The 22,456-nt window shown below is 63.7% G+C and carries 18 protein-coding genes; 3 read left to right on the plus strand and 15 right to left on the minus strand.

All coding sequences use genetic code 11. From position 1 onward, the window contains the following. Positions 1–551: 551 nt before the first annotated feature. From VKS22_17130 to VKS22_17190, 13 genes are all read right to left on the minus strand, one after another. A complete protein-coding gene (locus tag VKS22_17130) occupies positions 552–2,318 on the minus strand; it encodes a radical SAM protein (GenBank protein HLW72331.1) in 1,767 nt (588 codons plus the stop codon). 56 nt (positions 2,319–2,374) lie between these two features. Further along, positions 2,375–2,875, minus strand: coding sequence for a phosphohistidine phosphatase SixA (sixA, locus tag VKS22_17135; protein ID HLW72332.1), 501 nt, complete (start codon positions 2,873–2,875; stop codon positions 2,375–2,377). Next, complete coding sequence (locus VKS22_17140) at positions 2,872–3,891, minus strand: CHAD domain-containing protein (GenBank protein HLW72333.1); 1,020 nt, start codon at positions 3,889–3,891, stop codon at positions 2,872–2,874. The genes sixA and VKS22_17140 overlap by 4 nt, the downstream gene beginning before the upstream one ends. 6 nt (positions 3,892–3,897) lie before the next feature. Then, complete coding sequence (locus VKS22_17145; GenBank protein ID HLW72334.1) at positions 3,898–4,047, minus strand: hypothetical protein; 150 nt, start codon at positions 4,045–4,047, stop codon at positions 3,898–3,900. A 292-nt stretch (positions 4,048–4,339) separates the two neighbouring features. Continuing rightward, positions 4,340–5,740 carry a hypothetical protein gene (locus VKS22_17150; GenBank protein ID HLW72335.1) on the minus strand — a complete coding sequence of 467 codons (1,401 nt, stop codon included), beginning with the start codon at positions 5,738–5,740 and terminating at the stop codon, positions 4,340–4,342. 132 nt (positions 5,741–5,872) lie between these two features. Continuing rightward, a complete protein-coding gene (locus VKS22_17155) occupies positions 5,873–7,387 on the minus strand; it encodes a Ppx/GppA phosphatase family protein (protein HLW72336.1) in 1,515 nt (504 codons plus the stop codon). A 110-nt stretch (positions 7,388–7,497) separates the two neighbouring features. Further along, positions 7,498–9,225 carry an alkaline phosphatase family protein gene (locus VKS22_17160; GenBank protein HLW72337.1) on the minus strand — a complete coding sequence of 576 codons (1,728 nt, stop codon included), beginning with the start codon at positions 9,223–9,225 and terminating at the stop codon, positions 7,498–7,500. 150 nt (positions 9,226–9,375) lie between these two features. Continuing rightward, positions 9,376–10,200: an ROK family protein gene (locus VKS22_17165; protein HLW72338.1), complete on the minus strand. Its 825-nt coding sequence runs from the start codon at positions 10,198–10,200 to the stop codon at positions 9,376–9,378. Positions 10,201–10,242: 42 nt separating this feature from the next. Then, on the minus strand, positions 10,243–11,082 hold the full coding sequence (gene fdhD, locus VKS22_17170; protein ID HLW72339.1) for a formate dehydrogenase accessory sulfurtransferase FdhD: 840 nt from the start codon (positions 11,080–11,082) through the stop codon (positions 10,243–10,245). Between the two features lie 7 nt (positions 11,083–11,089). Beyond that, the gene (locus VKS22_17175) at positions 11,090–11,317 is read right to left on the minus strand and encodes a formate dehydrogenase subunit delta (GenBank protein ID HLW72340.1); all 228 of its coding nucleotides are present in this window, start codon (positions 11,315–11,317) and stop codon (positions 11,090–11,092) included. A 16-nt stretch (positions 11,318–11,333) separates the two neighbouring features. Then, positions 11,334–14,159 (minus strand): formate dehydrogenase subunit alpha, encoded by a 2,826-nt coding sequence (gene fdhF / locus VKS22_17180; protein HLW72341.1) that lies wholly within the window; start codon positions 14,157–14,159, stop codon positions 11,334–11,336. 79 nt (positions 14,160–14,238) lie between these two features. Beyond that, positions 14,239–15,798 (minus strand): NADH-quinone oxidoreductase subunit NuoF, encoded by a 1,560-nt coding sequence (locus tag VKS22_17185; protein ID HLW72342.1) that lies wholly within the window; start codon positions 15,796–15,798, stop codon positions 14,239–14,241. Beyond that, entirely contained in the window at positions 15,795–16,289 is a 495-nt protein-coding gene (locus tag VKS22_17190; protein HLW72343.1) for a formate dehydrogenase subunit gamma, read from the minus strand. The genes VKS22_17185 and VKS22_17190 overlap by 4 nt, the downstream gene beginning before the upstream one ends. Before the next feature lie 146 nt (positions 16,290–16,435). On the opposite strand from VKS22_17190, the gene VKS22_17195 reads away from it, so the two are divergent. Then, positions 16,436–16,888, plus strand: coding sequence for a nitrate reductase associated protein (locus VKS22_17195; GenBank protein ID HLW72344.1), 453 nt, complete (start codon positions 16,436–16,438; stop codon positions 16,886–16,888). Here the strand turns inward: VKS22_17195 and thiD are convergent. Next, positions 16,851–17,696, minus strand: coding sequence for a bifunctional hydroxymethylpyrimidine kinase/phosphomethylpyrimidine kinase (gene thiD, locus VKS22_17200; GenBank protein HLW72345.1), 846 nt, complete (start codon positions 17,694–17,696; stop codon positions 16,851–16,853). The two genes, VKS22_17195 and thiD, sit on opposite strands and share 38 nt — an antisense overlap. Before the next feature lie 190 nt (positions 17,697–17,886). Here thiD and VKS22_17205 point away from each other — a divergent pair, with 190 nt between their 5' ends. Continuing rightward, a complete protein-coding gene (locus VKS22_17205) occupies positions 17,887–19,593 on the plus strand; it encodes a DUF6178 family protein (GenBank protein HLW72346.1) in 1,707 nt (568 codons plus the stop codon). A 233-nt stretch (positions 19,594–19,826) separates the two neighbouring features. Here the strand turns inward: VKS22_17205 and VKS22_17210 are convergent, their stop codons facing one another. Next, on the minus strand, positions 19,827–21,026 hold the full coding sequence (locus VKS22_17210; protein ID HLW72347.1) for a MaoC family dehydratase N-terminal domain-containing protein: 1,200 nt from the start codon (positions 21,024–21,026) through the stop codon (positions 19,827–19,829). Positions 21,027–21,199: 173 nt separating this feature from the next. Between VKS22_17210 and VKS22_17215 the strand changes: the two genes are divergently transcribed. After that, complete coding sequence (locus tag VKS22_17215) at positions 21,200–22,453, plus strand: amidohydrolase family protein (protein ID HLW72348.1); 1,254 nt, start codon at positions 21,200–21,202, stop codon at positions 22,451–22,453. Positions 22,454–22,456 lie beyond the last annotated feature (3 nt).

The following is a 22,456-nucleotide window of genomic DNA, read 5'->3' on the forward strand; positions in this document are numbered from 1 at the left end:
GGTCGGCGGTTTTGGTCCAGATGAAGGGTTTGGGATGCCGGTTGTTGATTTCGAGATAACGGCGGATGGCGTCCTCGAGTTCACGGGTGCTGCGGTGCGCGCCGCGGCGCAGTTGCTTTTCGGTCAGCGCCGCGAACACGCGCTCGACTAGGTTGCGCCAGCGTCGAGGGGCAGTCTCTCCAAGGTCAGGCGCACCACCCGCTCAATCTGCGGGTCGCCCACCTGGCGCGGGGCACCCGGCCGCGGCTCATCCAGCAAGCCGTCCAGTCGCCGCGCCAAAAACGCCGGCACCATTTGCCCACCGTCTGATGGGTCACGCCGCGCCACTGGGCGACCGCGCTGTTGGGCTGGCCACTCGCGCACTCCAGCACAATCCGCGCGCTGGGCCAGGGCTTGGGCGCGGCGCGCCCAGCGCTCCAGCGCTTCTCGCTCAGATACGGCTAAGCTCAAAGGTGAGAGTCGGTCTCCTCGCCCGCAGTGGCGTCCTTCCTCCTTACGAAAAGACGCCGGCAGAACTACAATTTCATTCAATCTATTTATGACTCAGGACCCTAGCAGGCGCCGCAGACGGTGCAGCGGGTCACGTCGCAGGGCTTGGTCTGATGCGCGTAATGGGCCTTCTTGCGCTCCGACGCGAGGAACCACTTATCGATATGATGATCGATAAAGTCCCACGGCAGCAGTTCATCCTGCGCATACGGACGCGTCACGTAGGAATCCGGATTCGGGAGATGCGGCCCGCCGTCGACGCCGCGGCGAAGCTTCCCGAGTTCATTCCAGATCGAGCCGGCGTCCGCGCAGCCCGCCGCTTCGAGCCGCTCCAGAATTCCGCCCACGCGCCGATCACCGCGCGAAATCAACGTCTGGAAGTAGGCCTCGCGGGGCGATTCCGCGTCCAGTTCGATATTTCCGCTAATCCGCCCCAGTTGCGCACGCAGCATCGCGACCTTGCGCTTCAGCGACGCCGTCGCTTCCATCGGATCCCATTGGAAGGGAGTCCATGGCTTCGGCACGAAGGGATTGAGCGAGACGGTTACCCGGCCCACCGACTTTTTTCTCGCGCGCATGCGTTCGAGTAGCGTGCCGGTCAGACGCGCAATCTCGAGGACATCTTCGTCGTGCTCCTCGGGCAGGCCGATCATGAAGTAAAACTTTAAGTTACTGACACCCTCGCCTACCAGCAAATCCGCGGCCTGCAGGATCTCCGGCTCGGTCAGATTCTTGTTGATAACTTTACGCATCCGCTCGCTGCCCGCCTCGGGTGCGATCGTGACGCTGCGATTACCGTTGCGCGCCAGCGCCTGCGCGAGAGCGGGCGAGATGCAATCGGCCTTGAGGGACGAGGGTGAGAGGCGTCCGCCGCGGTCCGCGACCGCCTGCGCGATCGTAGCGACGCCGGGTACCGACGCCATCTCAGCGCCAACAAGGCCGATGACCTTGCGTTCGCTGAGACCGCGAGTTGATTCGGCGACGAGGTTAGCGGGACTGCGATAACGGATGGGCCGATACATGAAGCCTGCGGCGCAGAAGCGGCATCCCCATTGGCATCCGCGACTCGCTTCGACCAGGTACATGTCGCCGAAGACCGATTCCTCGGTGAGAATCAGCGAGGAGGTCGGGTAGCGGTCGAGATCGTGAAGCAGCCGGCGCTCGACCTTGCCCGCTCCTGGACCGACGTGATCGACGCCGGCGAGACGGCCTGCGCCGTCGTAGGATGGGAGGAAATGATCGGGCCTGTAGGCGCCGCGCACCGGCGCCATCGCGTCGAGAAATGGCGCGTCATGCGTCGATTTATGCCGCTCTGCCCGATACGCGGCGATAAATTCGGGCGTCATCTCCTCGCCCTCGCCAATCAGGAAGAGATCGACGAAATCGGCGATCGGCTCGGGGTTCAAGAAAACCGCGGAGCCGCCGGCGACGATCAGCGGATAATTGCGGCCGCCGCGCTGCGTCCGCCGCGCGGGGATTCCGGCCAGCCGCAGAATCGTCAGGAAGTTGAGATAGTCGGTCTCGAACGAGATGGAAAAGGCAAGAATCTCGAAGTCGGTCAGCGGCTTGCCGCGCTCGAAGGAGACCAATTGCTGGGGGCTGTTGCGCATCGCGGCGATTTCATCGTCGTCGGGCAGAAAGGCGCGGTCGGCGGCGACTGACGAATCCGATTCGAAGATATGGTAGATGGCCTGAAAGCCCAGATTCGCCATCGCGAGCGGATAGCGATTGGGATAGACGACGCAGACCGGGATGTCGCCGCCCGGGTGGCGCGGGTAGAGCATCTTTTCGCGGGCGATGCGCTCGAGCGCGCGTTGACGCAAAAACATGGAATCACTCTACACGTTACCGGCGAGTTCCGCTTCGAGTCGAACAGCAGCCGTCATCATTTCCGCAACCGACGCAGTTGGCGCTGCGTCAGGAGCCAGAGGAGTTCCGCACGACCCGCTTCGAGGCCCGAGGAGAGATCGAGTGCGAGGCAGCCGCCCTTCTTGAGTTGGATGCGCAGCCGCTCCGGTGATCCGGTCAGCAGGATCGAGGCGACGGCGCTCAGTTGCGGCTCGTGGCCGACGATCATGACATGCTCGCGAGCAGCAAGCGGAGTGAGCGCTGTAATGGCGTCGGCGGAGGCTACGCGGCAGGCGAGCGCTTCGATCAGTTGCGGAGGCGGGCGGCCATCGTAAGCCTTGGCCACGATCGCGGCGGTCTCGGCGGCGCGCGGGAGCGGGCTCGTGAGGATGGCGTCGAAGCGCAGGCCGAGGCGGCGCATCCCGGCGGCAGCCTGACGCATCCGCTTGCGCCCGTCGAGGGTGAGGCGGCGGGCGTCGTCGGCGCGACCGGCGAGGTGCTCGCCGGCCTGCGCGTGGCGCAGGAGGTAGAGGATCACGTGGATTTGGGCGGCGGAATCGGATCCGCGCGCGGCGGTGCGCCGTTGCTCGCGGCGTCGTGGCGGAGGCGCGCGAGCGCGCCAATTTCGCTCATCGCCTTGCTCAGGCCTGCGCTGTGCGCGAATTTCTTCCAGCGACGGAAAGCGTGAACAGCGACCTGTGCGCGGCGCTGGTTGAGATATTGCATCAGCGCACCGGTCGCGATCAGGGTTTCCGGCGGCAACGCGGCGCCGCTGACGAAATCGCGCAACCAGGCACTCGTGGTGACCAGGTCCTGGAGCTCACCGAGCTCTTCCTGCAGCGCGCGCAGCTTTTTAAGTGTCTTGGCGGTGCGCTTGCCCGCCATCGGCTCCAGCATCTCGACCGCATAGCGCATCCGCTTGAGCCGCGTGCGCAGGTTATGAAAAACCGTTGGCGGCGAGTCCGCGGCGAGGCGAACGCCGGCGCGTTCGGCAGCGCGTGCGACCGGCCGCAAGAGAATCGGCGCGCGCGTCAGAACGGTCGCCGATGCAGGCAGCGTGCGGGTAAGAGTCGGCGCCAGGCGAGCAAGCAGAATCCGGTAGCGTTTGGAGTCAACGAACGCGTTCAGCGCGCGCAGAGCGGCGACGCGGCGGTCCGCGAGCGCTTGATAGGCCGGTACGAGCCCGCGCGCAATCTGCGGTTCGAGCGCGGCCGAGTTTGTATGAATCAGCTCCGCCAAGGCGTCACAATCGCGCACCGCACCGGCAGCGCGACCCAATAACGGCAGTTCGCGGCGATAAAAGCGTAGGCGTGAGCCGTGCACCAGTGGGGCGAGCAGGTCGACGGCAGCTCGCAGGCGGCGCACGCTGACGCGGAACTGATGGATCGCTTCGACGTCGCCGGCGCGGGCCAGCGGCTCGTAGAACCTGAGTGCCGCCGCGCCGGCTGCAAGAGCGCCAGCCGTGGCGTCGGCGGCGGCGGCACCGGGCGCCAACAACAATTGCGGCGGCCGCGCCAGAGCTGCTTGCGCGTCGCGCGATGACCCCGGATTCACGATGTTTTAATTCTGCAAGATTATGCGGCGATCGAGCAATTTCTCCAAGAGCTCGGTGCGGCGTTCGCAGGTCTCGAGTTCGCCCTCATGCGGATCCGCGCTGACTTCGATAGTCATGCGGCCGGGCTCGATCCGTCGATTTACGACCTCGCGCACAGGCCTGGTCCATAGATGCCTCAACGGCGAGATTTTCTATTCGCTGCGCGAATGCCGTATGAATTCTCTCACTGCATTCGGTCCAAAAAATCGGTCCGGTCAAGTCCCCGAGGGTTGAATCGCAAAGCGTTTTATTTGGTCCTATCGAAGGATCCCACCGATAGCTTAGGGTCTGCCGGGGGAAAGGCAGACGTGAAGCGAGCCCGCTCAGTGTCCGACAGACGATGGAGTGAGTGCTACGACGACGCGGGAGCGACCTGCGCTTGTGGCGGGGCGGCGAGCCATGGCTGCGTTAGCAGCCATGGCCTGAAATGTCGGTGAATTGGCCCTGGATGCAGAGGCCGGAGTTGGGCGCGGGCGGCTTGGGAACGGAAGTGCTCACCGGACAGGTGCTGATCGTGTTGGCGACGCAGGTGCAATTGCCAAAAGTGTCGATCATCGAGTTGTAACAGTAGTAGAGCCCGCCCCCGGACAAATCCTTGCCGTTGAGCGGCTGCTCGCAGGGTCTCTGCGGCCCGATGATAACGCCCTGGCTCCCGCATTCGTCCGAACCGGCCGGGCAGGGCTGTCCCGGCCCATGTCCGCAATTGAAGGTGCAGACCGACTGCCCGTTTTGAAAATCGAGATGGAGATCATCGGTGCACGGAGAAGCGCCGACGCACGGCGCGTTGCCCTCGATGCCGCAGGCAGCGCAGGTATAGCCCTGGGTGGCGGAACAGACGCTGGCGTCAGTGCAGCCGTTGCTGCAGCATGGCTGTCCGGGGGCGCCGCAGGCGAGGCAGAATCCGCCGCGCGCGACCGCGCCGGCCGCGCAGTGATTCGAGGCGCAGACGCCCTGGCCAGGGGCGCCGCAGGGCTCACAGGTCCCGTGCGGACCCTGCCAAGTGTAGCAAACGGTGTCTGAGACAGAAGTGCAGAAGTCGTAGGCGCTATCATTGGAGTCGGGGTCCGGGCAACAGTCTTGGCCCAGTCCGCCGCAGGGCACCGGAGTTGGTCCGGCAACGCAAATATCGCCATTGCAGGCGGCGCCGCTCTCGCAAGTCCTGATCGGCTGAGGGATGCCGGAACCGTTGTAGACCCATCCGGAGCAACATGCAGCCCCGATAAATCCGCAGATATCGAGATGGCCGATCAGATTGACGCCGCTCACCACATGGGTGATGGTCCAGGTTCCGTTGACGTTGTTGAGGGTGCTCACGACCGGGCCATTCACATAGGGTCCGGCGGCCCGGCCATTGACGAACTCGATAATCGAATGGACTTCAGCCACGTTGGCCGAAGGGAAGGAGATCCAGGTCTGAGTGGTCTTGTAGGGACTGAAGCGGAAGCCAGCCGCCGAGATGGTCTGCTCGAGCTGCTGGCGTTGGAGGATGACTTGATTTGGAGCCGGGAGCTTGGTCGGGGTGGCGGCGGAGTAGGTCCAGTGGGCGTCGTTCGAGTAATTTTTGAAAAAGGCCTTTGCATCGCCGCGATTCCAGGCGTCGTCGGCAGCCTTGACGACGGCCAGCGCGGCCTTGATGGCCTGGACGGGCTGACCGGCGGATGGCGGCGCGACAACGGACGCGAGCCGGATCGCCGCCTGGTGCGATGGGCTGGAGCTGCCGGTCGGGACGGCGGCAGCACTGGGTTTGCGCGACTGGCAGGCGTAGAAGGCGCAGATCACAAAGGTGAGGACGAGGGCAAGCGGGCCCAAGAGCGCTCTAAGGGAGGCTATCATACGTGAACCGGGATTTCTTTTTGACTTTCCAATTCCAACTCGTTCCATGGACCGACCAGCTTTCTTAACACAAGGTTTCAGCCGATTTTGGTCTGCAAGATTCCTAGTTTAATTCTGCAGGATTATGCGGCGATCGAGCAATTTCTCCAAGAGCTCTGTGCGGCGTTCGCAGGTCCAGATTTCAAGTTCGCCGTCGTGCGGGTCGGCGCTAATCTCGATCGTCATGCGGCCCGGCGCATAACGCGTCTTGAGCCCTTTGACCACACCGAAGTGGCTGCGGTCCAGCGCGTCGGCCACCCGCAGAATCGCGGCCAGTCCGCGCACCGTGCGTCGCCGGCCGGCGTCGAGGCCGCGCAACTCGCTGGAATCGAGCTGGCCGCCCTGCTTGCGATGGCTGCGGGCAGCGAGCGCGATGACGTCGATTTCATCCTGATCGAAACCGAGCAGCTCGGCATTTTTGATCAAATAATAGGAGTGTCGATTGTGCCGGTCGTGATCGACGGCGTGGCCGACATCGTGCAACAGCGCGGCGTATTCGAGCAGCTCGCGGGCGTCGCCGTTGAGCCCGAGGACGAGAGCGGTGGCGTCGAAGAGGCTGAGCGCGAGCCGGGCAACGTGGCGGCCGTGAGCATTGTCGTCAAGAAAGCGCGCGGCGAGGCCTTGCACAGACCGGCGGCGCGCATCAGTACTGCGGCCGGACCCATTGCCGCGCAAGAGACCGAGCAACAACCCTTCGCGCATCGCCCAGGTGCAGGCGACCAGCTCCTGTGCGCCGGAGCGGCGGAGCACGAAGTCCGCGAGCATTCCAGCGGCGGCCATCTGGTCGGCGCGCTTGGCGTCGATACCAGGCAGATCAGCGCGCAAGGCAGCATTGGCTTCAAGCAACTGAGCGCTGATCGCGGCGATTTCGGCGGCCGAGGCGCTCGCCCCGTGCAGTCGGCCGAGCTCCTCTCCGCGCGCCCCGCGCGCCATCGCGACCAGCGTGTTGATGGTGCCTGAGGTGCCGATGGCGCGGACGACGCCGGCCTTGCGGGCGTTGCGCAAGTAACCGCCGATCTCCTCCTCGAGATGCTCGTGCAGGCGCTTGCGCTGGGCAGTGGTCGGCGGATCGTCGAAGAGGAAACGCTCGGTCAGGCGGGCGGCGCCGAGCCGGACGCTCTTCAACCACAGCGGTTTCGCATCCTTGACCAGCACGAGTTCGACGCTGCCGCCGCCGACATCGACGAGCAGGTGGGGTCCGCCTTCGAGCCCAAGCGCGTGCCGCGCGGCGTCGAAAATCAGGCGGGCCTCGTCGTGGCCGGAGATAATCTCGACCGCGATGCCGGTCTCGCGCCGGATGCGCTGGATGAACTCGGTGCGATTGTGGGCTTCGCGCACGGCGCTGGTGGCGACGGCGCGCATCCGGCCAACACGCCGCAGCTTGGCGAGGCGGCGAAAGTAGGCCAGCGTCCGCACCGCCATCTCCATGGCTTCATCGGTGAGGCGGCCGGTGGTGAAGGAGCGGCGGCCGAGGCGGACCATCTCTTTGACGCGATCGATGACGTCGATCCGGCCGTCGCGGGTGACGTCGGCGATGATCATGTGGAGCGAGTTCGAGCCGACGTCGATGGCGGCCAGCCGCATCGCACCAGCGTAGCTGGCGCGTGTCTCGCTGTCATCCAGATGCAGCGGAGTGGGAGCGGGCGTCGTGGGACGCCCGCCCCGGTTGGTTGAAAAGACGCTGCTGATGGAAATCAGAACGGCAGCAGCGGCAGCACCGTGGTGCCCTCAAGCTGCACCGCGCGCAGCGAACGCGGATTCAAGCCGAGCGCGTGGAGGATGCTCGGTGCGACCTGCGCCGTCTGCACCGGAATCGTGATCGTCCTGGCCGCAAAGCTCGGGTTCGAGAGCAGCATGATCACGTTGGTGTCGTCATGCGAAAACCCGCCGTGCTCCGCGAGTTTCTTCTTGCTGCCGGTATAAACCACGCCGAAATTCGGCGTGACGATGATGTCCGGCGTACGCGGATCATTCGGCGGCAGGCCCGGAACGCCGTAGATTGGCGTCAGTGAGTTGCCGGCGAAAATCTCGCCGATGCCTGCCGCGGTCTCGTTCGCGGGAGTTTGTAGCACTGACAGCGCACCCGAAAGGCTAGCGCCAGGCGAGAGCCAAAGCAGCGATACATCGTCTTCGGTCGGTCCGATCTGGTTGATCTCCGAATCCGGCAGATACGTGCTGCCGAGCAGCGTCGACGGTGACATCCCGTTGTTCAACGGGCTGTGGCCGGGGATCGGGAAGAAGCGCAGGGGGTCGATTGGCGATTGGCCGTGCTTGGCGGTAACGACGATCATGGTCGAGCTCGAGAGGCCCTGCTTGGCGAGCTCGGCGACCATGAGGCCAATCGAGTTGTCGATATACGAGATCTCCTGAAACAGTGATGGACTCGGAGTGCCGAGCGCGTCCAGATAACCGCCGGTGATGCTGTAGCCCGGCGCCACCGTGGTCGCATCCTGGTAAATCAACTTCTGGCCAATGCTAACGGCCTGGAAGTTCATGCCGAAGATATTCGGCACGGGCATTGTGATGCTGCCGTTGTGGTTCTTGCCGTCGATCTGGTTGATGATGCCCTGGACCTTGAGGCTGTCGTAGCACTGGATGTTCTGGAAGCTACCGGTGTAGTCATCGCCAGCCGCCACCGCTGCCTGGTCGGGCAACGGGCTGCAGTTCTGCACGGTCATATTCGGCAACGGGATATAATTGGCGGAATTCGAGTTGATCTCCGGCCCATAGAAATCGTTGAGATTGCTGGTGTTGCCAGGCCCCGATACGGCGACATAGGCCGCGTGCTTGTCTTCCCAGGCGGTGTGCATGCCAGCGGCGTGAGCGACGCCGAAGATGGTGTTGGTGCGGACGAAGTTGTTCGGAGTAACCGGTTGGCAGTTGTTGAAGGGGTCGCGTTCAAGTCTCCTCGGATCGATCGAGTTGGCACCGCCATCACCGGTCGCCGCGCCGCCGTTGAGCTTGGTTTGATCGAAGTCGATGCCTTCCTCGTATTCGGTGCGTGTGCCATTGGCGACATTGGGGGTGCAGGTCCCGCCGTCGAGCCCGTTGCCGGTGGTAATCAGCGGGGGGGCGAGCACGCGATCGTAGGCTACGTCATAGTAGGCGCCGACCGTGCGCGGCGAGCCACCGGTCACAATCGCCATCAGGCCGGGAAACGAGTCCGACGGCTTAGAGGTGGAACTATTGGTGTAAGTCAAACCGTTTTTTGCAAGCGCCGCCAGATTCGGACAATAAGGCGCGCCCCCATTCACTCCGCTGATGCCGTTCGCACAGTTCACGAGATCGAGCGCATGCATCCCGTCGACGCTGAGCAGCAGAACATGACTGATGCCGGATGCCGCGGACGCATGTTCAGCGGGCATCAGCGCCGCGAGCATCCCGGCGGCGCACGCCGCCCTCAAACTTTTACGTCTTGTCAATTCTTGATCCTCCATGATTTAGTCCCGTGATTGGGACCGACGCGAGCCTAGCCCGCAAAGAGGATCAATCTTGTAAAGGGGTGATTACGAAATCTTGAACTTCGCCAGCCGATTAGGGTCGTCAAACGGCGTAAGGCAGCTATTGGCGCCTCAGTCTACGGGCGGATTTTCAGCCGAGGAGCCGGGCGCGTCGAGTACCGCGGTGGGCGCAGCGCGGTTCGATTGGGAATCAGCGCCGGATGAATCCTCCCAGAGCTTGATTCCGCCAAGCAGGCCCGACTCGTTGCTGACGATCGTCACCTCCGGCGGCAGCTTGATCGTGATGAACTTGGTGTTGCCGCCGCCAATATAGAACCGATCATAGATGAAAGTCTGCTTGAGCAGGGTGATCGCCTCCAGCAGGCGCTTGTTCCATTTTTTACCGCCGCCGGATTTGAGGGCGCGCTTGCCAAGCTCGTCCTCATAGGAGAGCCCCTTACGAAACGGGTGATGGGAGAGCTCGATATGAATCCGGTGGCCGTCGACGAACAGCACCGAACCCAAGCCAGTGCCGAGCGTAATGACTAGTTCGACGCCGTGTCCGCTGATGACCCCCAGTCCTTGAATGTCGGCGTCGTTGGCGACGCGCGCGGGACGGCCGAGCGATTCGCTAACGGCTTTCGCGAGCTGGAAGCCGATCCAGCCTTTACCGAGGTTAGTCGCCGTAAAGGTCGCGCCGTTCTTGATCACACCGGGAAAGCCGGCCGAGACCCGTTCAAAGGGGCCTTGCGCGGCGGCCAGCTTGGCGATGACACCGAGCACCTGATCCGGAGTGGCGCGCGGCGGCGTCGCGATCCGGTTGCGCTCGGTGATGGGGGCGCCGTAGGGATCGAGCACGATCGTTTTGATCCCGCTGCCGCCGATATCGACGGCGAGCGTGCGGGGCAGCAGAGTTTCGGCTTTGGCCTTGGCGGGCTTGATCGCAGCAATCTTCATCGCAGGCTCCGATTTGGTTGAGTGGGTGAGCGCGCTTCGAGCTTAAACCAAAATACGCTCGCGATGGGTATAGACGTTGAAGCCGGCTTCGCGCACGAAGCCGATCAGGGTCATGCCGGCTTCGTCGGCGAGCTCGACCGCCAGCGATGACGGGGCCGAGACCGCACAGAGAATCGGGACGCCGGCGGCGGCGGTCTTTTGAACGATCTCGAAACTCAAGCGGCCGCTGACCATGACGACAGCGCGATCGAGCGGAATTAGGTCATGCATCAGCGCGTAGCCGATCACTTTATCGACAGCATTATGGCGGCCGACGTCCTCACGGAGAACGACGAGCGCGGGCGCATCGTCACCAGCAGTAAACAGCGCGGCGGCGTGCAAACCCCCGGTCGCAGTGAAGACGTCCTGAGTCTTGCGCATGATCGGCGGCAGGCGCAGAACCGTTTCATTGGAGATGCGAAGGCCGCGGCGCAAGGGCTCGAGTCGGCGCTGGAGCGCCTCGATGCTGGTCTTGCCGCAGACGCCGCAACTCGACGAGATAGTGAAATTGCGCTTCAGGCGCTCGCGCAGCCTGGCCGCGGGAACGCGCAGGATGACGTCGAGGACGTTGGGCTCGGAGCCGCCGTCGGCGGTGCGGACGCGGCGCATCTCGTCGATCTCGCCGCGCGCGGCGATAAAGCCCTCGGCGAGAAGAAAACCGGCGATGAGTTCTTCGTCGTGGCCGGGGGTGCGCATCGTGAGGGTGAAGCGGCGGCCACCAAGGCGGATTTCGAGCGGCTCCTCGACGGCGAGATGCTCGTCGGCGCATACGCCGCGGCCGTCGCGCCACTTCAACGCCGGATGATCTTTGATTGCGCTGGTCATCGGAATCGAGTCGTCCATCGGATCGTCAAGCCGGCTGCGCAGGAGTGTCGAGGGCGAGGACGGCAGCGCGGACGATCGCAGTCAAATCCGCGCCGTCGCGGCAGGCGTAATCGATCAACTGGCGGCGCATCCGCGGGTCCCAGAAGTTGCGCAGATGGCCCGCGATCGCGGTTTGCGCCTCGTCGTGGTCGGGCATCTGCGCAAAAAAGCCGCCGATCTCGTTGGCCATCTTGATCAAGTGATGCAGCTCCATCGCCGCGATCCCGGGACTACTTAGCGGCGTGGGGCGCCGACGCGGAAGCGCGTCCGGCGGGCAGGCGCTCGGGGCGGCGGGTCGTCGGTTTCACCTGCACCGCGGTGACTTTGTATTCGGGGCAATTCGTCGCCCAGTCGGAATTTTCCGTCGTCACGACGTTGGCCGCGCTCTCGGGATGATGAAACGTCGTGTAGACGACGCCGGGCTGGAGCCGCTCAGTCAACTGCGCGCGCAGCGTCACCGCGCCGGCACGGCTCGCGAGCTCGATCCAGTCGCCGTCGCGCACGCCGCGCTGCTCAGCGTCGTGCGGATGAATCTCGAGGCGATCCTCGCCGTGCCACACGACGTTCTTCGTGCGCCGGGTCTGCGTGCCGACGTTGTACTGGGTGAGAATGCGGCCAGTGGTGAGAATCAACGGATAACGCGCGCTGGTGCGTTCGTCGGTCGGCACGTAGGCGGTCTGCAAGAGGCGGCCGCGGCCGCGCACGAACTCGCCGACGTGCATAACCGGCGTGCCCTCAGGCGCGAGGTCGTTGCAGGGCCACTGCACGCTGCCCAGGCGATCGAGCTTAGCGTAACTGACGCCGGTGAAAGTGGGAGTGAGGCGCGCAATCTCGTCCATGATCTCGGAGGGATGGGCATACTCCATCGGATAGCCGAGGGCGCGAGAGAGATCGCAGGTGACCTCCCAATCTTCCTTGCCGGCGAGCGGCGGCAGGACCTTGCGCACGCGCGAGATGCGCCGCTCGGCATTGGTGAAAGTGCCGTTCTTTTCCAGGAACGACGAGCCGGGGAGAAAGACGTGGGCGTACTTCGCGGTCTCGTTGAGAAAGATATCGTGCACGACCACGATCTCCATCGCGGAGAGCGCCGCGGCGACGTGCTCGGAGTTGGGATCGGATTGGGCAATGTCCTCGCCCTCGATGTAGAGGCCGCGAAAGCTGCCGTCGAGCGCGGCGTCGAACATGTTGGGGATGCGCAGGCCCGGCTCGGGATCGAGCGTGACGCCCCAAGCCTGCCCGAACTCTGCGCGCAGTTTGGGATCGGAAACGTGGCGATAGCCGGTCAGTTCGTGCGGGAAGGAACCGACGTCGTTGGAGCCCTGGACGTTGTTCTGGCCGCGCAACGGATTCACGCCGACGCCGGCGCGCCCGAGGTTGCCGGTGACCATCGCGAGATTCGCCATCGCGAGCACCGCGGTGCTGCCCTGGCTATGCTCGGTGACGCCGAGCCCATAGTAGATGGCTGAGTTCGGGCCCCGGGCGAAGAGACGCGCCGCGCCGCGAATCTGCTCGGCGGGGACGCCGGTGATGGTCGCAACAGCCTCCGGAGAATTTTTCGCGTCAACGATGAAATCGCGCCAAATCTGATATTCGCGAGATTCGCAGCGATCCTTCACGAAGCTTTCGTTCGCAAGCCCCTCGGTAACAATCGTATATGCGAGCGCGTTGAGCAGGGCGACGTTGGTCCCGGGCATGAGCTGCAGAAAGAAATCGGCCTCTACGTGTGGCATCCGGACCAGCTCGATCCGGCGCGGGTCCGCGACGATCAGGCGCGCGCCCTCGCGGATGCGCCGCTTCATGATCGAGGAGAAAACCGGATGGCCCTCGGTGGGGTTCGCGCCGATCACGAAGATCACGTCGGTGGCGAGAATCGAATCGAAGTCCTGCGTGCCGGCTGGCGTGCCGAAGGCGGTCTTGAGTCCATAGCCGGTGGGGGAGTGGCAGACCCGCGCGCAGGTGTCGACGTTGTTGTTGCCGAAGGCTGCGCGCACCAGTTTCTGCACCAGGTAGGCTTCCTCGTTGGTGCATCGCGACGACGTGATGCCGCCGACCGCGCCGCGCCCATACTTTTGCTGGACGCGCTTGAACTCGGCGGCGGCGTAGCGCAGCGCCTCGTCCCACGAAACTTCGCGCCACGGATCGCTGATACGAGCACGAATCATCGGTTTGACGGCGCGATCCGGATGCGTCGCATAGCCCCACGCGAAGCGCCCCTTGACGCAGGAGTGGCCATGGTTGGGCAGGCCGTTTTTGTTGGGCGTCATGCGGACGATTTCGTCCCCGCGCATCTCGGCTTTGAACGAACAGCCGACCCCGCAATAGCCGCAGGTGGTGACGACGGCGCGGTCGGCGCGGCCCTTTTCCAGAGACGTCTTTTCCATCAGGGCGTCGGTCGGGCAGGCCTGCACGCAGGCGCCGCAGGAGACGCACTCGGAATCGATGTAATGCTGATGCTGTCCTGGCGACATCAGTGAGTCGAAGCCGCGCCCGTCGATGGTCAGCGCAAAGGTTCCCTGAATCTCGTCGCAGGCGCGCACGCATCGCGAGCACAGGATGCAGCGCGAGGGATCGAAGCTGAAGTATGGGTTCGAATCATCAACCTGCAAGGCCAGATGGTTGCGGCCGTCGCGGTCGTAGCGGACTTCTTCGAGATCGACCGCACGCGCCATCTCGTGCAGCTCGCACTTGCCGCCCGCCTTGCACTCGAAGGGGTCGAGCGGATGGTCCGACATGTAGAGTTCCATCACGCCGCGGCGCAACTTCTTAAGCTTGTCGCTTTGCGTGTGAACCTTCATGCCGGGCTCGACCAGCGTAGTGCATGAGGCCGGATAGCCGTTGCGCCCTTCGACCTGGATCAGGCACAGACGGCACGAGCCGAAGGGCTCGAGGGAATCACTCGCACAGAGCTTGGGAATCGCGATGTCGGCGAAGGCCGCCGCCCGCAAAATCGAAGTCCCGCCGGGGACGCTTACCTCGCGGCCGTCGACTTCGAGCGTGACGGTCTGCTCCGAGAGCCGCGCCGGCGTGCCGAGGTCTTTGTCGTCAATCGCTTGCACCTACATCACCTGGTCAAAACTCTATCAGGGTCGGCTGCGAGATCGGAACCGGAATCCGCTGTGATCCGGTGCCCGCGGCTCAGGAGGTTGACGAGCGCGGCAGACCGAAGTCTTCGGGGAAGTAGCGGAGCGCGCTGGTCACGGGAAGCGGCGTCAGCCCGCCAAGCGCACACAACGATCCGGCCGTCATGGTTTCGCAGAGATCGCGCAGCAGTTCCGCCTGCGCGAGCTTCGCATCGTCGCGGGTCGCGATAATGCAATCGATCACTTCGATGCCGCGCGTCGAGCCAATCCGGCAAGGCGTGCACTTGCCGCAGGATTCGATCGCGCAGAACTCCATCGCATAGCGCGCTTGCCGTGCGAGATCGACCGAGTCGTCGAAGACCACGATGCCGCCGTGGCCGAGCAGCCCGCCCTTGGCCGCGATCGCTTCGTAATCCAGCGGCAGGTCGAGCATCGACTCGGGGAAATAGGCGCCGAGCGGGCCGCCCACCTGCACGGCGCGCAGCGGCCGGCCGCTCGCCGTGCCGCCGCCATACTCGTAAATGATTTCACGGAGCGTTAGGCCAAAAGCCTTTTCGATCAAACCGGGCCGCTTGACGTTGCCGGCGAGCTGGAGCGGAATCGTGCCGAGCGAGCGTCCCATCCCAAAGTTTTTGTAGAACGCCCCACCCTTTTCGAGGATTACCGGCACCGAGGCCAGCGTGATGACGTTGTTGATTACGGTGGGACGGCCGAAGAGCCCGGCGATCGCGGGGAGCGGTGGCTTGAAGCGGACCATCCCGCGCTTGCCTTCAAGACTTTCGAGCATCGCGGTCTCTTCGCCGCAGATGTAGGCGCCCGCCCCGATTCTCAAGTGTAACTTGAAATTCTTGCCGCAACCGCGCAGATTCTCGCCGAGGTAGCCGCGCGCCGTGGCGATCTCGAGGGCTGCGCTGAGAGTGCGCCGCGCGTGCGGATATTCCGAACGCAAATAGATATACCCTTCAGTAGCGCCGACCGCGAGCGCCGCGATGGTAATTCCTTCGATCAGGGTGAAGGGATCGCCCTCCATCAACATGCGATCGGAGAAAGTCCCGGAGTCGCCCTCGTCGGCATTGCACACGACATATTTTTGTGGGGCCGCGGTCTCACGTGTCGTGCGCCATTTGATGCCCGCGGGAAACCCGGCGCCGCCACGGCCACGCAGCCCGGAAAGCGTAACTTCTTCGACGATTTGCGCATCGCTGATCGCGAGCGCGCGCTCGAGTCCGTGATAGCCGCCATGCGCGAGGTAATCGTCGAGCGCCAGCGGATCGATCACACCGACACGGGCAAACGTCAGGCGCTGCTGATTCTTCAGATAGGGAATCTCGTCCGTTAGGCCCAGCGCCAGCCGATGCGCGCCACCGTCGAGTAAGCCCGCATCGAAAAGCGCAGGCATGTCCCCGGCAGCGACCGGCCCATAGGCGAAGCGGCCGGCCGGCGTCGCAACCTCAATCAACGGTTCAAGCCAGTAGAGTCCGCGCGAGCCGTTACGAATGATGCGCACCAACGCACCCCGGCGTTCGGCCTCAACCGCGATCGTCCGCGCGACGGCCTCAGCGCCGAGCGAGAGCGCACCGGAATCGCCCGAAACGTAAACCAGTGTCGCGCTCATCGGCGGTCCTGTCGGCGCTCCTGGTCATGGCGGGCAATGGCCGCGTCAAAAGCAGAGGGGCTTAAGCGGCCGAACAGCTCGTCATTGATCGTCGCGGCGGGAGAACAGGCGCAATTGCCGAGGCAGTAAACCGCTTCGAGCGTGAATTTGCCGTCGGGCGAGGTTTCGCCGAAATCGAGACTCAGCCGACGCTTGATGTGCTCGGCGAGCGCGACGCCGCCGACCGCCTGGCAGGATTCGGCGCGGCAGACGCGGATGACGTGGAGTCCGGGCGGCGCGTGGCGGAAATCATGGTAGAAGCTGACGACGCCGTGGACCTCGGCGCGCGAGAGATTGAGAATTTCTGCGATGAGCGGAACACTGTCGCGCGGCACCCAGCCGAGTTCGTCCTGGATGCGGCGCAGAATCGGCATCAGTGCGCCGGGCTCGCCCTTGAGCGCGTGCGCGATCGCCTCAACTCTGCTGCGGTCCCAATTCTGTGCGCGGTCCAACTGAATCTTCGTCCTGAATTTTCGCCCCGACTTCCGCTTGGGCCAAAGCGTTGTCCATTGGGGTAGAGGCGTCAAGTGGGCGAGCAACGAGTACGCACGCCGAGATGCTATGCTGGCAGCATCAATGCCGCGGGTGAACGTACATCATGCGTTACTTTAAGTTTGAGGATGAAGTCCATCAGAGCTTGAGCTGCGTGCCGATGACGGTGCGGCGCAAGCTTGACCGCGTCGGGGTGAAAATCAGCCTTGAGCAGTGGCAGGCGCTCGGGCGCGGCGAGCGGCTGGCCATCTGTCATCTGCCAGTGGGAGAGGCCGACGAATGCGCCGCACTGCGGACCTTTATTGAGGAAGCCCTGCAGAATCGACGCGCCGGCAGGTCCAAGGAGCTTTCGGAGGAAATGCGCCGAGCGGCGGACCCGCCCGCGATGCCGCCAGCGCCGTTGATCGAGCGCGCGCGGGCAGCCGGGGTCGCGCTCGCGCAAGCGGACTGGGACAGGCTCGATGCCGACGAGCGCTACGCGCTGATCAAGCTCGGCGGCGGCAAAGAGGTCAGCCACAATCTCATCGCGGCGCTACACGAACTGGTGAAGCAACGCTGAGATGGTCGAGGAGCGGGCGACCGGCACCGAATCGGATCGGCCGCCGCAGAGTACGGGTCATGAACTGCTTCGCGAGGCGGACCGCGCATTCGAGTGATTCACCGCGCGCGAGATGGGCCGCGATCGCGGCCGAGAATGCGCATCCGGCGCCGTGGGCGCCGCCTCCGGGAATTCGCGCCGAACTCAACTCGATAAAGCTGCGGCCGTCGAGCAGCAGATCGGTCGCCCGAGAAGAATCGAACGCTCCAGCGCCGCGAAACGGGTGCCCACCTTTGATCACTACTGCGCGCGCCCCGAGTTTGCGGATCGCGCGGGCGGCCAGGCGCATCGCGGCCGGAGTGTCGATCGCGATGCCGCTCAGCCTTTCGGCCTCAGGAATGTTCGGCGTAACGACGCGAGCGAGCGGAAGCAGATCGACGATCAGGGATTTTTCGCCCGCGAGGTCCAACAGGCGGTGGCCGCTGCTCGAAAGCATCACCGGATCGACCACCGGCGCCGGGAGACGCAGCTCGCGAATACTCTCGGCAATCGTTCTGACGTTGGCCGCCATCGCGAGCGCTCCGGTCTTGAGCGCGTCGGGCCGCCGCTCTTCGGCGAGCAGGCTGATTTGCGCCGCGACCATCGCAGGATCGACTCCGACCATCCGCGCGACACGATTGCTGTTCTGCGCGATGATCGCGGTAAGGACCGAGAAGCCGTAGACGCGGCAGGCGGCAAAGGTTTTCAGGTCAGCTTGCAGGCCTGCGCCGCCGCCGGGATCGCTGCCGGCAATCGTCATCGCGAGCGGGATGCTTCGCTGATTTTTCACTGAATCGCACTCTGCGATCGGTTGTCGCGCTCTTGCTCGGCAACGCGGAATGCATCAGAGCAATGAGGTTGCCGCGCGGTTTCAGCTTAATCCATTTTGAAGAATTTCACTTCATCGCATGGGCCAGCTTGATTGATTTCGCAGTGCCGAGCTATTTTGCGTCTGAGATGTGCGGGCGCGATCGTCGGATATGGTGGCTTCAGAGCAAGACTTTCTCAATCTGCCCTTTCAGGAGAAACTCGATTTTCTCTACGGGCTGCCCGCGCGCGAGAAGCGCGATCTGATTCTGTCGGCGCCGGAGGCCGAGCGGCTGGTGCAGTCGTTCGCGCCGCAGACGCTGTTTTACACGCTCAAAGAGATCGGGATCGCCGACGCCGGCGATCTGCTCAACCTCGCGGTGCCCGAGCAGGTGCGCTGGCTCTTCGATCTCGATTGCTGGGACAAGGACCGGCCCAATCTGCGCCGTATGCAGGAATGGATCGAGGCGATGGCCGAGGGCGGTCGCGAACGGCTGGCTGACGGTCTGATGGCCACTGATCTCGAACTGGTGTCGCTGCTGATGCGCCAGCACGTGCGGGTGCATCGGATCGACGAGCCGCAGGAGAACACCGACGCGCCGTCGGATCAGTTCATCCAGTTCGGTGATAACTACCTGATCGAGTTCATTAGGCGTGACTCGATCCAGCCCTATCTGCTCGATTTTCTCGAAGAGGCGTTCGAGCGCGATTACAACTACTTCGCGGGCCTGGTCGAAGAGATTTACTGGGGAGTCGAGGCGGAACTGGAGGAGCAGGCCTATCAATTTCGCGGCGCGCGACTGGCGGACCATGGCTTTCCCGACTACTACGACGCGCAGGCGGTGTTCGGGTATGTAAGTCCGCGCGAGTTCCATCATGTCCGCGCACAACAGGTCGCGCCCCTGCGCGACGGACCGGTAAAAGACGGCGCGGCGCTGCCGCCGGAGCTTTCGCTAGCCCTTCCCGACGCCGATCCCTCGCTGTTCAACACGGCCTTGAGCGCGGGCTTCACCCCTGAGGGAGTGCGCCAATTACGTAGCGAGATGGCGCTGGTGAGCAATCAGGTGCTGGTCGCGAAGGCAGTCGATTTTGGCGACCCTGACGCGGTGCGCCGCGCGGTCGAGATGACGCACGATTATCTCAATCTCGGCCTCGAGCATCTGGCGGCGGGCGAACTGACGCTCGCGATCGCGCATCTGCGCGACACGCATCTGCAACTGCTGTTTAGACTCGGTGTCAGCCTGACGATCGATCTACGCAAGCGGGCGGAGGCGACGGTCGCGCACCTCGGCTTCGAGCGCAATCGGGTGAAGGAGATCGCCTATCTCGATTCGCCGTATCGCGAGGCGCTGGCCGGCTTCCTGCAACGCCAGCCACAATTCTTCGAAGGGCTCGACGGCCGCGGCGGCGCGGCCACGCGCGGTTTTCGCGCGATGCGCGACCTGCGGCTCGGCTACGCGATGGTGGACCAGATTGACGCCATCCACGAATTGCTGAAGGCGCTGCTGAGCCTGGATATCGCATCGCCGGCTTTTCGCGCCAACGTCGCCGGTCATGACGTCCGGCTAAGTCAGATTTTGCTCACAGCCCTGGTCTGCAACCTGATCAACCAACGCCTGGTGATCGAGCCGATTGCGGCGGCGCGACTGAACGAGGTCGCCGCGGCGATCATGACGCGGGAGCGTCCCGCGCATCTCAACGAGGCTTTTCGGATGGCCGTCGAGTCGGCGTTGACAGCGGCCCTCGATCGCGCCACGCGCGAGCGCGCGACACCGTACGTCGATTCGTGCCTCAAGATGCTCGAGGAGGAGTTTGCCGAGCTTGAGCCGTCGGCGCCGATCGATCCGCGATTTTTGCGCAGCCTGCTGATTAGGCGATGATCTTGGGGGATTCTGTGGGAATTCAGAACTCGCTACCACTGACCGTTTTGAAATTGCAAAGTTCTGCGTTCAGTGGCGACGGGCATATCTAAAAAAACCGGCCAACAGTAACGCGCACGATTCACAGTTGTTTGATGTGGAGTCTCTCTGTAGAAGCCAGATTTTTGTGCGCCAAGTGCCAACTTGATTTTTTTCCACCGTCAGCATGATGTGGAACTGCTGACGCGCAGGGTTTATTTCCCGCCACGCGACGGCAGCCGGACGACTCCGGTGGCGAGCACCGAGAGCTCGCCGTCCTGATTCACCGCCTTTTGCGCGATCTCGGCGTAGTGCGCACCGCCCTCCCCGAAGGTGCGCGTCACCTCACCATTAATATAGAGCGTATCGCCCACCGGATTGTGGCGGCGGATCTTCACTTCGATGCGCCGCAGGAAACCTGCGTCGCCGATCCAGTTCGTCAGGTGATGAGTCATCCAGGAGCATCGCTCGGGACCGTAGTCATAGGCGGCGGGAGTGCCGACGAGAGTCGCGAGGTCGTCCTCCCAGTGAACGCGCTCGGGCACGTCGGGAATACCGAACTTATTGGCAATCCCCAGCCCCGGATGCTTCTGCAACTGCTTCCAGGCGAGCTTGTTGGCGCGTATATAGAGCCCGCCCCAGCCCTGCGCGAAGGCGATAAAGCCGGTCACCGTCATGGGGCCTTTGACAATAGTCGGGAGCTTGTCGCCCGCCTTAACCTCCTCGATGTAGCGCGGTGTCGCGCCGCGAACCTCCTCGGCGGCGTAATGCTCGAAGATCTTCGCCAGATCCTCTCGCGAGTAGTGCACCGCAGCCTTCTGCTTCACGCCGTCGTACTTGGTCCCGCGCTCGCGCGCCGCGTCACGCTCGGTGCGGAAGCACCAGCTATCGCCCTCAGCGACAAGGATTCCGTCTTCGGAATCTGAACGCAGCTCGCGGACTCGCCTGCTCGCTCCGCCTGCGGCTCCGCTAGTCCGATAGAACTCGCATCGATAGATCTGCTGGATCGAGCGGCCCGCGAAACGCGTTTCATGCTCGACCAGTTCCTTGAGCCAAACCTTGGTCGTGAAGCTGTCGCCGATCGTCAGCGGCTGATGCCAAGTGACGTCGATGCCGGCGAACATCGCATGGACGCCCGCCATCCCGCCGACGTATCCGCTGAACGCGCGATTGAGGGTGAAGATAAACGAGGGCGGCGCCTGGAGGCGGCCGTGGGCGGTCTGCGCGGCGTAGGCCGGATCACACCATAGCGGGTTGTCGTCGCCGATTCCATGCGCCCAGTGACGGATGCTGTCGCGGCTGGCTTCGTAGCACCAGGGCTCGAGCGACTCCTCGATTGGAACATTAATCAGCTTGCGCAATTCGCTGAGGCTGCGGTCGGTGATGACCGAGAAACGTTGCTCGCTCTGGCCCATGGTCTCTACCCCTCTATGCTTGCGGGAACCGCTTGCGGGTTGAACCGCGGCAATTCCCAAGTGCGCGAAACTTGTCATAGAATCAGCCGCAGACGCAACGCGACGAAGATCTGAGGCCTCGGGGGCGCCGGTTCGCGCGGCCGCGGCAATATCACTCTTGTCGAGGAGCAAAGATGCAGCAAGGAAACACCACCGACGTTGACGAGAAAAATCAATGGCGACTGGAGACCCCGGGTAATCAAGGCTGGACGCGCACGGTCCGTCCCGATGATCCGAATCGTCACCTGATGATCTCGGCGGATTGCCATTGCAACGAGCCCGGCAACTTATGGTGGACGCGCATCGACAAGAAATTTCATCCGCGCTTGCCCCATGTCGAAGTTGACGCGAACGGCGAAAAGTGGATGGTGGTCGAGGGCTATCAAAAGTCGCGCATGCGCGCGCGCAACGTCGCCGACGCGCCCAAGGGCGGTGAAGATCGCCTGCGCGGCGAGGCCGGCCGCGTGCCCGCGGACCGGATTCGCGATCACGCGCGCGATGGGATCGACGCCGAGATCATTTTTCCCAACAAAGGTCTCTCGATGTGGGCGACGCTGGACGTCGAGTTCGGCGCAGCGCAATGCCGGGTCTGGAACGATTGGGCGTGGGAGACTTTCGGCCCCTACAACGACTTCATGTCGCCGCTGGCGTCAATCATGACGGCCGACGTCGACGTCGCGATCGCAGAGATTCAGCGCGCAGCGAAACTCGGCTTTCGCGCCGTTAACCTGCCGAGCAAGCCGATTTGGGGCGCGCACGACGCGCGCCATCCGAACTACAATTTGCCGCTCTATGATCCGATGTGGGCGGCGATCCAGGACTGCGATGTTCCGATCACGTTTCATATCTCCACCGGGATGGACCCGCGCGCGGCGCGCAAGGACGGCGGCGCGGTGATCAACTACGTCACGCACGCCTGCCCGACGGTTATCGAACCGATGGCCTGCCTATGCTCCTCCGGGGTGCTCGAGCGCTTTCCGAAGCTGCGCTTCGCGTTAATCGAATGCGGGATCGGCTGGGTGCCGTGGGCGCTCGACGCGATGGATGAGGCCTATCGCAAGCATCATCTGTGGGCCTATCCGAAGCTCAAACAGATGCCGAGCGAATACTTTCGCCAGCATGGCGCGGCGTCGTTTCAGGAAGACATAGCCGGACTGCGTCTCGCGGAATCCTTCAACCTCGTCGATAACTTCATGTGGGCCAATGACTATCCGCACGCCGAGGGGACGTGGCCGCATTCGGCCGAGGCGATCGAGCGCCAGATGCAGCATCTGAGTGAGGGGAGTCGCGCAAAGATTCTCGGCGGCAACATCGCGCGAATTTTCAAATTCGACACCGCGAAGTTGCTGGCTCGGCGGGCAACGCAAGGAGCAGCCACAGTCCATTGAGGC

It is taken from the genome of Candidatus Binataceae bacterium (assembly GCA_035308025.1).
In the GTDB taxonomy this organism is placed as follows: Bacteria; Desulfobacterota; Binatia; order Binatales; family Binataceae; genus JAJPHI01.